Consider the following 12040-nt stretch of genomic DNA (forward strand, 5'->3'; position numbering starts at 1 on the left):
AATTTAATTTGATTTTTTTTTTCATTGCAAGATCAGAATCTGAAATTCTTCAATTTTTCAGGCGAAAGAATAGTGATGTTTGAACCTTTAATATTGATATATCCATCAGCTTTGAACTCAGACAATGTTCTAATTACTGATTCAGTTGCAGTACCCACAATGGCCGCAAGATCATCGCGTGATATACTCATGCTGAAGCCGGGTTCATGTCCGGGATTATATTTTTCATTCAGTTTTAATAGCGAATCAGCCACACGTTTGCGTACGGTATCATAAGCAAGGTTCAATAATTCCTCTTGTTTTTGAGCCATATTACCGGCAAGCATTTTAATAAACTTAGATGAAACATCTTTGGATGAGTACAATAATTTTAGAAAATCTTCACGTGGAATCAAGGTGAGTTCAGAATTTTCAAGCGCGGTTGCTGATTCAGTATAATTGCAATCTTTGATCATTTCAGTATAACCAAAAAAATCACCTTCGTTGAATAAGCCGGTAATAAAATCTTTCCCGTCTTTATTCATTTTAGATGTTTTGATTTTTCCTGAGTTCACGAAGTAAAGGAAGTTTGGAAAATCTCCTTCAAAGAATATGCTGTCTTTTTTATTGAACTTTTTTGATCTCTTTTCATGCGTAAGTTTTTCAAGACTTTCTATTCCGTTCACTGAATCTAAAAAATCATGCAAGCCTTTTTCTGATGGAATAAATTCTTTAGATAACTGTTCAATTCGGTTTAATCTTCTTTCAATGGCATCAAGCAACTCAGTATCTTCAAATGGTTTTGTCAGGTAATCATCAGCGCCCATGCTCATTCCTTTTCTGAAATCTTCACGCTCAGATTTAGCGGTTAGAAAAATGAAGGGAATACTAGCCGTTTCAGGATTTTTGCTCACCATGTAAAGTACACCATAACCATCTAATTCAGGCATCATGATATCACACAAGATCAAATCAGGCTTTTCATTTTTGATCAATTCAACTCCTTTTTTACCGTTTTCAGCAGAATGAACTTCATAGTTTGCAAGCTGCAGAATTTCCTGAATGTTCTCACGCATTTCAAGATTATCTTCAATTAATGCTATTTTTTTACTCATAATCTGGTTTGTATTTATGAATGGGTATGGTAACTACAAAGATAGTTCCTTTATTCTCTTCGCTTGTAAAGTTAATTGTTCCTCCCAGCATATCAAGATAACTCTTCACAATATTCAACCCAAGACCTGTGCCTTTGATGTTAATTGCATTCTTGGCTCTGAAAAACCGGGTAAACAACTGCTCTTGTTCAAGCAATGGAATTCCAATACCATGGTCTTCAATTTTTATCATGATGCGATCAGGTTCAAGTTTTGTGTAGTATCCGATAATTTGATCTTCACCTGAATATTTGATTGCATTGGTAAGGAGGTTGTACAAAATATTGCGCAGAATATTAATATCACACCAAAGTTCAGTGTGGGCACCTTCAACAATTCTGTCAATTACTTGTCCTTCACGGCACATTCCCTGCATGTCTTCAACCATCTCTTTTGAAAAATGATGGTAATCAAAACAACTAATTTTTATTTCTGTTTTTTCATTCTCCAATTTGTCAACGGATAAAAAGTCATTGAGAATATCTGTTAACCCTTTCACTGAATTTTTAATGCGTTTAATGTGCTTAGGAGTATTTTCAAAAGCGCCGTTTTCAATGTATTTTTCAATCAGTGAAACAGATGATAGAATGGTGCTAAGCGGTGTTCTGAATTCATGTGAGGCCATACTCACAAACCGAGATTTCATTTCATTCAGTGATCGTTCTTTCTGCAATGCTTCTTCAAGTTGCTGTGAAGCCAAATGCTGTTGGGTGATATTTTGTTCAACCACCAAAATCTTATCAATTTTATTATTCTTTTTGGACAATGGCACCGCAGTAAGACGATAAAACTGATCCTTGTATTCAATTTCAAAATCTGTGCCCTCACCACTGAAAACATCCATGAGTGCTGATTGAATTTTGGGTCTGATTTCAGGTGACAGCCGCATGAGATAGGGAGTGCCAATCAACTTTTCACTGGTTATCCCTAATTGAAAAAGTTCTTTCCCTTCAACAAAAATATAGTTGAGATTGCGGTCAAAAACATTGATGGTACCGTTGGGAAAATTTCGTGCAATGGCGCTGTAGAGTTCTTGACTTTCTCTTACCTCTTGCGTGCGCTCTAATACTTTACGTTCAAGTTCAGAGTTCAGTTCTTTGATTTGATTTTCTTGCTCAACGCGTTGTGTAATGTCTGTTATCAGGGCTGCCACAAAAATTTCATCTTCAATAGAGAAGTGATTAAGGCTGATTTCAACATAAAATTTTGAACCATCTTTTCTGACTGCCTGCAGATTCATGCCTTCTCCCATAGATCGTTTGCGAGGTGAAGCATGAAAATTTGTGCGCAATTTCACATGTTTTTCACGTGATGCTTCAGGCACTAATTGCTCAATGGTCACGTTTTCAAGGGTACCTTCATCATACCCAAATAATTCATGACTGCGCGGATTGGCCAGTAAGATGGCTCCATCCTTATTCACAATGATAACGCCTTCATTGATTGAAGCAAACAGGATTCTATATACCTGATGTCCACTAAATTTGGCTAAATCTACTTTCAAAAGGGTTAGGTTTGATGATTTTTATCAGGGTAAATTTAGTCAGAATTGCGAAAAGTCATGAATTGAAATTCAGGAATCTTTCATACCAATAAAATATTGCCGACAAATTATATAGCTGAGTTATGTCATCTGCGCTTCTATTTCAAGTCAGAATATTGTTTAGCAAACAGTTGTACATTGCGTGAAAAACTGAGTTATGGCTATGAAATCTTTTCAATCAATACTAATTCCTACAGATTATTCTGTTACCGCTAACCGCGCTGCGCGAATGGGGGTGGCTTTGGCAAAAGATATGGGTGCTGAAGTTTTTATTTTTCATTCGTTTGGTTTGCCTGTTATTGGAGTTGCAGAAAGCATTGCAATCGCTGATGATATTAAACATACTGAAGGTAAAAAACTAGACAAATATTTGGGTGAGTTGAAAATGGAATATGGTGATGTAAAAATTCATGGCATTCTTGAGTTTGGCTCAGCTGTAGATTGGATGCAGAAAATTGTGACTGCAAAAAAAATAGACTTGATTGTGATGGGTACCAAAGGACAAACCGATGCAACCGGAGTGGTATTTGGTAGTGTGGCTTCTCATGTTGTCAATAATGTAGATTGCCCAGTGATCATCATTCCGCAAGGATGTCGCAATCATACGATCAGTGAAGTGTTGTTTGCAACTGATTTTCATTTTTCAGATAACATGGCTTCATGCCTTGCTCCTTTACTTACTATCATTAATGAGTACGATCCTTTTGTGCACGTAGCTAATTTCACTCAACGTGTCTCAGCCGGACATCAGAAAAATACGGAAGAATTGAAATTAACTGAATTGCTGAGAGCTTCAAAACACAGTTTTCACTATGTTGAAGCTGAAGATACTGAACAGGCCTTGCTTGAGTTTGCTGACAAACACCATTGTGATCTCATTGCGGTGGTAACAAGACATTACAGTATGTGGGAGAAAATTTTTCACCGCAGTTTAACACGCAAACTTGCACTGCATGCTGAAAAACCTATGTTGGTTTTGCATGAAAAATAAGTTTATTTGGTTGACACGGCAGTAACTGTATAACCTGCTTTGGTAAGCAAATCAATTAATCCTCCTTCACCAAAAAGGTGTGCGGCTCCTACTGCAATGAAACATTTTTTTGTGCTGATTTCGGTTTCAATTTTTGGAACCCAGGCTTTGTTGCGGTTGTATAAAAAAACATCTGAATACGCCATGAATTCAGGTGATTGCCGATTCATCAGCGGAATCAATTTCTCCACATCTTCTTCAGCATATATTTTCATCAATTTATTTGTATTCTTCTTTTCTTTCTCATAGTTTTCTATTGATTCCATGATAAGATTTGCCATTTCATCAGGCGGGATAGATGAGAAAAATCCAAGTTGCTCTTCAATTGTTTCTAAACCAAATAATGGGATATCATGCTTTTTGGAAAGCGCCATGATATTTAGGTCATACGAAACTGAATTTTCTGAAAAATAAGATTGTGAAATGGCTTGAAGAATAAAAAATGGTTTCATTTTGCCATACAGCTGGTGAAAGGTTTCAGGATCAGTACCAAGTTTTTTATCAAAAAATTCAAGCAATATCGGCAATTGTTCTTCAGTAAAATAATCATGCACTTTGCCACTGTCCAAACTCATAAGCTGTAAGGTTTCAAAAGGATCAGGCATGCCGCCAACTTCCATGATAATTTCATCAGATGATGTTATTTTTTCTATCAGAGATTCTGACATGGAAAAGTATTGCTCTTCTATCATGTGCATGGTTCCGAATAAATAAGATGTATGACAATCTTTTCCCTCAATTTTCCATAAAAGTGAGTTGCCGTCATCAACTGCATCTGATTGAGCGCATGAGGTGAATACGCTGAGTAAAAATATCCAACTGAATAGTGTTTTAGGAGATTTTATCTTTAGTAACCTGGTCATAAATAGACAATAAAAATTAGAAAAGAGGACTAGTGAATTTTAAGTAAAGCAAGATACTGCATGTTTTCACCGATGTAAATAATTTCTGTATGAAAGCCAGCAATTTCAGCACAAGCGGTCAAATTTTCGTGATCAATGTAGAGCCACTCAAACCAACCTGTTTCATGATTTTTATAACGCATGTTGAATTTCATTTCACCATAATATCTATCATTTAAATCAAGAAGCATGGATCCGTCTTCATCCATGAATAAATAAGCCAGATCGGTTGACTCACATATCACCGTTCCTCCAGGTTTTAACAGTGATTTCAAATGAATCAAAAATGCAGGCAGTTGATCAATTTTACCGGCTAAACCAATGCCGTTCATCAATAATAAAAGAGTGTCATATTGTTTATCCTGATATGACCAGATATCGGCGTGAATGGTACGTATATTTTTCTTATTCAAATACTCAATGCAAGCGGATGAAATATCAATGGCCGAAACATCCATACTTCTTGAAGCTAATTCCAGGGCATGACATCCCGCTCCGGCTCCAATATCTAAAATAGATCCCTTGCATAAATCAAGCGCTTTTTTTTCAAGGTCAGGCATTTGATTCAGCTTGCGGGTTAGCCATTCTAGCGGAATAACATCGTCATCACAGAGATCACTTTCAACCAAAATTTCAGCTTGAAGATTTCCGCTGATATAGTCTTTCAGCGCTTCACCTATTGGATCAGCTGATGCATTCATTTAATAAAAATCAGTTTCAGTGCCTTCATCTTTGAAATCTTCCGGATCAAAGTCATCACCAAACTCATCATCATCATCATTTTCACCACTGAAGATATCATCAAAATCACTGCCCAAATCAAGCGTTTCTCCTGATTGGAAACCTGCACCCGCATCAAGGCTTTTTGAATCTTCAGCCGGTGATTTTCCTATACTGAGGAGAACTTGTGGTTTTGCAACTGCCTTTGGTTGTGTGCCAACTAATTCAATTAAAAAGCACCACATACGCATGAAATCGTACACCAGAATCAGGCGTTGGTCTGCTTCAGTTACTACATCTTTTAACTTGGTTTCACTCATCAATAACACAGGCTCACCACTTTCACTGAACCCCATGTCAAGTAATGTAATCTCTTGCCCTTTATCCCAGTCTTCATTACTTTTATAGAAAGATGCCATCTGATCTCCTTTGAAATCAAATGCTTTCATGATGGTGTCATAAAATGTTTCAAGCGTGTCTGATGTTGATATCAGAATATCTCTGAATATATCAGCTCCGTCTGTGGTGTCAATCAGTACCCTGAATTTATATGAAGGCATTCGGGAAAATTTTTGCAAATATAACCCTTTCATTGCCCTTCTGGTTCATAATGAAATAAGATTTTAACCACTGCATGAGTATAAATTTTCAACAGCATTTCAGTCAGATATTCAGAGCTATTGAGCACTGTGACTAATTTTTTTACCTTTGTTCTATGTCGCCTTATGTTGATAAACAACCTGAAAAAATTTATTACTCCATTGGTGAGGTGGCTGATTTATTTGGTGTAAACGCCTCCCTGATCAGGTTTTGGGAAAAAGAATTTGACCTTATAAAACCTCATAAAAACAAAAAAGGGAACCGACAGTTTACAAATCAAGACATTTTGGCTTTTCGTAAAATATTCGATTTAGTTAAGCGTCAGGGACATACCTTAGAAGGAGCAAAGCAAAAATTGAAAGAAACTGTTGTAAATTCAGACAAGAATTCAGAAATTTACCAAAAACTTCTGTCTATCAGACATAAATTGATCGAATTAGACAGAAAGTTGTAATTTGGTATATTGTTTGTAGTTAAATATCAAAACCCGTTGAAATGAAAGTATTTGGTTTAGTTCTCACCTTTAGCCTGGTTGCATTGCTGGGCGTTTCTGCTATTGCTATTCAGCATGATGAGATTAGGAACACCGACAGTGATAATGAGTATACCGTTATAACTGTTCAGGGCAGAATTCTGTTTGAACAATCAGGCAAAGACATGCAACGTGGTGACATGTACATAACAGGCACACCGCTTGAGTTCATGACTCCTGAATCAAGAGCTGCTATTGTCAATGAAATTCACGGACGGTTTGTACTATCAAATAATAAAGGTGCTCTTAAAGTTTTACCGGCCGCTAATAATGTGTCTTCACGCCGGGGTGGGCTTGTGAATTTTGTTGATTTGAAAAACCATTTCAGTGGCAGATATCTGGTGCTTGGGGTTTCTAAACTTGAATTGTCTGAAACATCTTTTCCAATGAATGATGAGACATTTTTTTATCTTACATATCAGCATGAAGGCGAAGAAATTGCAAAAAAATTGAGCTTTGAGGGCAATAAACTCATTTTTGATCGTGATGAAATCTATAAAATTGACGGTAACCCAATTCCGGTTGTTGAAAAAGACATGACCATTCATTACAAAGAAAAAGATTCAGTGCGCAAAATAAATACGTTTACTATGGTGTTTACTGATGATGCTGTTGTGAAAGAAGAGGTTGCTTTTATACTCAAATCATTTGAGAATGCTGAAACATGGACTAAACTAGCTGAAGTAGATTCGTATCTGACTGACTTTTATGGTAAGGCTTCCAGAGATAATCTTACAGATTGGCTTGCAACTGAATTTAATGTGAAATAATTAAACTTGAATAAATATGAAAAAAGTACTTTACGGATTTTTGTTAGCCGGAGCTACAGTTGGTTTGTTCTCATGGATGGGAACCGAGGAAACTACAAAGCTTGCGTCTTCTGACCAATACAAAGTAATTAAAGTGGATGGTCAGATTGTGTTCCAAAAAACAAATACTGATATGAAACAAGGAGATATTTTTTCTCCAGGTGTTGCACTAGATTTTAAAACACAACAAAGTCGTGCAGCGGTGATTTCAAATCTAAAAGGTCGTTTTGTTTTGTCTCCATCTGAGCAAGGGCAAACAAATATTTTACCGGCTGCTAATAACGTATCATCACGCGCCGGTGCCTTAATTAATTTGATTGATCTTCAAAATCACTTCAGCGGAAGATATCTGGTAATTGGCACCATGAAATTGCAATTGGGTAAAGAAGCTTTTCCAATGGATGACAACAATTTCTTTTATCTGACATACTATCATAATGATGAATTAATTCGTAAAAAATTATCGAATGACGGTGAGTATCTTCTCCTTGATAAAAGTGAAATTTTCAAAATTGATGGTCAAGCAATTGAAGTAACAGAAAAAGAAATGACGATTTTTTACAGACAAGGATCTGAATCAAAAAAGATTGGCACATTCACACCAGTTTTCCCTGATCTTACCGTGTTGAAAGGTGAAGTAGAGATCATTATGGCTGAATATGCTGAGAAAGATGCTCCAACCCAAATCAAAGAGGTAACCGCCTATTTGAATGAGTTTTATGGAAATCCTCAGAAAGATAACCTAGGTGAGTGGCTGAAGACTGAGTTTAATCTTCAATAATTGTTGAGAGCGGACAGTTTATCAACAACATTGTACAAATAATTAAATTACGTGAAGGGGAAAATTGAATTCCCCTTCTTGTTTTTATCTTTGTCCAATGCAGGAAACCATCTTAATTCTCGATTTCGGTTCACAATACACTCAATTGATTGCCCGCAGGCTGCGTGAACTGAATGTGTACTGTGAAATTCATCCTTGGAATAAAGTTCCTTTTATTGGTGATGATATCAGAGGCGTAATTCTCTCAGGAAGTCCATTCTCAGTGAGAGATGAAAATTCACCTAAGCCTGATCTTACTGCCATTAAAGGTAAACTTCCGCTACTTGGTGTTTGCTACGGAGCTCAATTTTTGGCTCATCATTTTGGAGGTGAAGTGTTGCCGTCTAAAATTCGTGAGTACGGCAGAGCACGCTTAAATTTTGTTGATCACGGTTCACCGCTTATGAAGCATGTTAAAGCACCTTCAACCGTTTGGATGAGTCATGGTGATACCATTAAGAAAATTCCTGATCATTACCGTTTAGTTTGTTCTACAGAAGATGTTGAATTTGCAGGTTACGAGGTAGTGAATGAAAAAACCTTCGGTATTCAGTTTCATCCTGAAGTGTATCACACTGAATTTGGAACTCAATTACTCAAAAATTTTGTGATAGATATTTGCGGATGTTCTCAGAATTGGACACCTGATTCTTTTGTTGACGTTACGGTTAACGGTCTTCGTCAAAAACTGGGGAATGATAAAGTGATCATGGCCTTATCAGGTGGAGTTGATTCATCAGTTGCAGCTACACTACTTCATAAGGCTGTTGGTCAAAACCTATATTGTGTTTTTGTTGACAACGGCTTGTTGCGTAAAAATGAATTTGAATCAGTGCTTGATTCATATCGCGGACTAGGTTTGAATGTCAAAGGTGTCAACGCTAAAGATGAATTCTATTCAGCACTCAAAGGAGTTTCAGATCCTGAAAAGAAAAGAAAAATTATTGGCGCAAAATTCATTGATATTTTTGATCGGGAGGCACAATTGGTTAGTGATGTAAAATGGCTTGGTCAAGGAACTATTTATCCTGATGTAATTGAATCTGTTTCTGCAACAGGTGGCCCTTCGGCTACAATAAAGTCACACCACAATGTAGGCGGTTTGCCTGATTTTATGAAATTGCAAGTAGTTGAGCCGCTACGATTATTATTCAAAGATGAAGTGCGACGTGTTGGTCGTGCGTTGGAAATTCCTGAAACGATCATTGGAAGACATCCTTTTCCCGGACCCGGATTAGGAATTCGTATTTTAGGTGATATCACTGAAGATAAGGTACGCATTTTGCAAGAGGTAGATTATCTATTTATTGATGGGTTGAAAAAAGCAGGTTTATATGATGATGTTTGGCAGGCAGGTGCAATTCTGTTACCTGTTCAATCAGTGGGTGTGATGGGTGACGAGCGGACTTATGAAAACGCAGTTGCCTTGCGCGCCGTTAGTTCAACAGATGGTATGACTGCTGATTGGTGTCATTTACCGTATGAGTTTCTTGCAAAAATTTCAAACGAAATTATCAATAACGTCAAAGGAATTAACCGGGTAACCTATGACATCAGTTCAAAACCACCGGCAACTATTGAATGGGAGTAATTATGCGCAAACTATTTTTTCTGACTTTCATCTTGCTTTCAGGTTTGGTTTTTTCTCAGCCTGAAAATGCACCTGTTGAAACAATCAACGGTAAAAAATACTACGTGCACATTGTTGAGCAAGGCAATACGCTATATGGTATTCAAACATTGTACAAAACCAATATGGATGCCATTCTGAATGCCAATCCGGGGTTAACTGATAATTTGGCAATAGGTCAGAAAATTTTAATTCCGGTTGCCAATCAATCTGTGAGTGAAAATTATGGGATACATATTGTTGCTCAGGGTGAGACATTGTACGGCATCTCAAAAAAGTATAAATGCACTGTTGAACAATTGCTCGCTTTAAATCCCGGTGTTGAAAATGGTTTATCTATTGGTCAGAAATTGAATATTCCCATTTCAGAAACTTTAAATAATAGTACTGAGCAAATTCAAACTGATCCTGTTCAACAATATGAAATTACGTATACTGATTCTGTGGTGAAGCATACCGTGCTTGAACATGAAACGCTTTATTCTATTGCGCGCAGGTACATGGTTACAACTGATACCATTCAAACTCTAAATCATTTGGAGGGCGTAAAAGTGAAAAAAGGTGATGTGCTGATTATTCCGGTGAAAAAAATGAATTATGAAATTTTGGAAAAAGAAATTTTACCAATAGATAATCAACATCAAACTAATCAAGGTAATTACACTATAGTGCGTGAACCTGTTTATACCGTTGCCTTGCTCTTACCGTTGATGCTATCTCAGAATGATGCTGAAATGGCCAAGCCGCTTAAAATTGATCAAGTGAGAGAGTTGTATCCGACAACTAAAATGAATTTTGAATTTTATCAAGGATTTGTAATGGCGGCTGATTCACTAAAAGCTGCAGGTTTAAGTGTAGATATTTATGTGTATGATACCAAAAAAGATTCCGCAACAATTGTTTCTATTTTTTCTAAGGATGAATTTAAAAATGTGGATTTAGTTGTTGGTCCCATGTTTCAAAATGAAGTTGATGTAACTGCTAAACTTTGTCAAGAAAAAAATATTCCAATGGTAATTCCTTTCAAAGTAGATGCAGCTGTATTAAATCAAAATCCAATGGTGTACAAAACAGTTTCATCAACCATGACATTGTTTGATGGCGCAGTTGATTATATGTTGGAGCATCACTATCATCACAACGTATTACTAGTTAAACCCGGCTCAGGTGACCTTACTATTTTTGACCGTTGTGTTGCAAGATACAATTCAGGAATTAAACTGAAATCAGGTTACATGAATGATCATATTATTGAAGTTCTTTCAGGCAGTAACAGCGGACGAGATTTGGAAACTTACATAAAAAAAGATACCATCAATGTTGTTCTGGTGCCTTCTGAAAACATCAAATTTGTTGCCGGCGTTTTTTCAAGATTGAATAGTGTCATGAACAGTAATTACCGCTCAACCAAAATGAAAATTATCATTTTTGGAATTGAAGATTGGAACAAATATGACGATGTTGACATGGCTTATCGCAATAGATTATTGCAACACTATTCGTCGTATCGTTTTGTAGATTATAATCAAGGTCAGGGTAAAGAATTTGTAAAAGCATTCAGAAAAAGATTTGGCACTGATCCTACTGTTTTTGCAACTCAAGGCTTTGATATTGGTATGTACTTTTTAGGCGCGCTTCATCTTTATGGAAAAAACTTTGACCCTTTCTTATCAGGGTGTGAAATTGAACTTGTGCAAAATCGGTTTGTGTTTAAACCGGTGGCTGAAGGTTCAGGTAAAGAAAACTTCAGAACCTGCATAGTGAAATATCAGGATTATGAATTGCATAAATTGGCTGATTAAATCGTCATCTCCTTTATTTCTGATTATCAGTCGTTTTTACAATTCAAATCTCTGTAAAAATTCAAATTAATGCATTTTTGTTTAATTTATAAATAGATTGTTAATAAATATCAATTTTTTTCATGATCTTATCAATTCCTGACAAACATGATAAATATCCTTAGAATTAAATTTTCTTGAATACAATTATTAACCGACGAATTCTTGTTTTTATAATACCCTGTTTAAATCTGTTTAGGTTCTACAAATACTTGAATTTATTACTGGTTTGGCATAGGTGGCTTCTCCAATTTCCTCGTGCCTGAAAAAACTTGAATTGAGTTTATCAACAAATAGGTTCATTCAGGAAAGCAACTTTGGCACTTATATGCCGTCTACCGCATAACGATCTTGAATTAATTTTACATGATCAAGGCGTGATGAAAACAAGAAGCGTTTGTCGTTGTTATAAATTGAACGGTGTTTCTTGTCTTCTTAAAGTGATTATTACATGAAGATGCATTGCTTGTCTTGACAAAA

At 36.3% G+C, this 12040-nt stretch carries 11 protein-coding genes; 6 read left to right on the top strand and 5 right to left on the bottom strand.

Annotated features, from left to right (window positions below):
- Positions 1 to 32: 32 nt before the first annotated feature.
- Together IPH66_04910 and IPH66_04915 are read right to left on the bottom strand one after the other, a co-directional pair.
- Positions 33 to 1094 (bottom strand): response regulator, encoded by a 1062-nt coding sequence (locus IPH66_04910; GenBank protein MBK7128692.1) that lies wholly within the window; start codon positions 1092 to 1094, stop codon positions 33 to 35.
- Positions 1087 to 2637, bottom strand: a complete 1551-nt coding sequence (locus IPH66_04915; protein ID MBK7128693.1) for a PAS domain S-box protein — start codon at positions 2635 to 2637, stop codon at positions 1087 to 1089. Before IPH66_04915 ends, IPH66_04910 begins: the two co-directional genes overlap by 8 nt.
- A gap of 196 nt (positions 2638 to 2833) precedes the next feature.
- Here IPH66_04915 and IPH66_04920 point away from each other — a divergent pair, with 196 nt between their 5' ends.
- Complete coding sequence (locus tag IPH66_04920) at positions 2834 to 3667, top strand: universal stress protein (GenBank protein ID MBK7128694.1); 834 nt, start codon at positions 2834 to 2836, stop codon at positions 3665 to 3667.
- Between the two features lie 2 nt (positions 3668 to 3669).
- Here the strand turns inward: IPH66_04920 and IPH66_04925 are convergent, their stop codons facing one another.
- Genes IPH66_04925 through IPH66_04935 form a run of 3 tightly spaced genes read right to left on the bottom strand, consistent with a single transcriptional unit; the run spans position 3670 to position 5888 of the window.
- Complete coding sequence (locus IPH66_04925) at positions 3670 to 4569, bottom strand: TraB/GumN family protein (GenBank protein ID MBK7128695.1); 900 nt, start codon at positions 4567 to 4569, stop codon at positions 3670 to 3672.
- 29 nt (positions 4570 to 4598) lie between these two features.
- Positions 4599 to 5309 carry a class I SAM-dependent methyltransferase gene (locus tag IPH66_04930; protein MBK7128696.1) on the bottom strand — a complete coding sequence of 237 codons (711 nt, stop codon included), beginning with the start codon at positions 5307 to 5309 and terminating at the stop codon, positions 4599 to 4601.
- On the bottom strand, positions 5310 to 5888 hold the full coding sequence (locus IPH66_04935) for a hypothetical protein (GenBank protein MBK7128697.1): 579 nt from the start codon (positions 5886 to 5888) through the stop codon (positions 5310 to 5312).
- 155 nt (positions 5889 to 6043) lie between these two features.
- On the opposite strand from IPH66_04935, the gene IPH66_04940 reads away from it, so the two are divergent.
- The 5 genes from IPH66_04940 to IPH66_04960 all read left to right on the top strand — a co-directional run bounded on the left by IPH66_04940 (position 6044) and on the right by IPH66_04960 (position 11521).
- Positions 6044 to 6382: a MerR family transcriptional regulator gene (locus IPH66_04940; GenBank protein MBK7128698.1), complete on the top strand. Its 339-nt coding sequence runs from the start codon at positions 6044 to 6046 to the stop codon at positions 6380 to 6382.
- Positions 6383 to 6423: 41 nt separating this feature from the next.
- Entirely contained in the window at positions 6424 to 7230 is an 807-nt protein-coding gene (locus tag IPH66_04945) for a hypothetical protein (protein MBK7128699.1), read from the top strand.
- 16 nt (positions 7231 to 7246) lie between these two features.
- A complete protein-coding gene (locus IPH66_04950) occupies positions 7247 to 8050 on the top strand; it encodes a hypothetical protein (GenBank protein MBK7128700.1) in 804 nt (267 codons plus the stop codon).
- Positions 8051 to 8147: 97 nt separating this feature from the next.
- Entirely contained in the window at positions 8148 to 9680 is a 1533-nt protein-coding gene (guaA, locus tag IPH66_04955; protein MBK7128701.1) for a glutamine-hydrolyzing GMP synthase, read from the top strand.
- Positions 9681 to 9682: 2 nt separating this feature from the next.
- Positions 9683 to 11521, top strand: a complete 1839-nt coding sequence (locus IPH66_04960; protein MBK7128702.1) for a LysM peptidoglycan-binding domain-containing protein — start codon at positions 9683 to 9685, stop codon at positions 11519 to 11521.
- Positions 11522 to 12040 lie beyond the last annotated feature (519 nt).

Source organism: Crocinitomicaceae bacterium (assembly GCA_016708105.1).
Lineage (GTDB): Bacteria > Bacteroidota > Bacteroidia > Flavobacteriales_D > Crocinitomicaceae > JADJGJ01.

Excerpts from the sequence above, each read along its gene's own strand:
- IPH66_04910 (MBK7128692.1), bottom strand. The coding sequence starts at position 1,094 with ATGAGTAAAAAAATAGCATTAATTGAAGATAATCTTGAAATGCGTGAG.
- IPH66_04920 (MBK7128694.1), top strand. The coding sequence starts at position 2,834 with ATGGCTATGAAATCTTTTCAATCAATACTAATTCCTACAGATTATTCT.
- IPH66_04925 (MBK7128695.1), bottom strand. The coding sequence starts at position 4,569 with ATGACCAGGTTACTAAAGATAAAATCTCCTAAAACACTATTCAGTTGG.
- IPH66_04930 (MBK7128696.1), bottom strand. The coding sequence starts at position 5,309 with ATGAATGCATCAGCTGATCCAATAGGTGAAGCGCTGAAAGACTATATC.
- IPH66_04935 (MBK7128697.1), bottom strand. The coding sequence starts at position 5,888 with ATGCCTTCATATAAATTCAGGGTACTGATTGACACCACAGACGGAGCT.
- IPH66_04940 (MBK7128698.1), top strand. The coding sequence starts at position 6,044 with ATGTCGCCTTATGTTGATAAACAACCTGAAAAAATTTATTACTCCATT.
- IPH66_04945 (MBK7128699.1), top strand. The coding sequence starts at position 6,424 with ATGAAAGTATTTGGTTTAGTTCTCACCTTTAGCCTGGTTGCATTGCTG.
- IPH66_04950 (MBK7128700.1), top strand. The coding sequence starts at position 7,247 with ATGAAAAAAGTACTTTACGGATTTTTGTTAGCCGGAGCTACAGTTGGT.
- guaA (MBK7128701.1), top strand. The coding sequence starts at position 8,148 with ATGCAGGAAACCATCTTAATTCTCGATTTCGGTTCACAATACACTCAA.
- IPH66_04960 (MBK7128702.1), top strand. The coding sequence starts at position 9,683 with ATGCGCAAACTATTTTTTCTGACTTTCATCTTGCTTTCAGGTTTGGTT.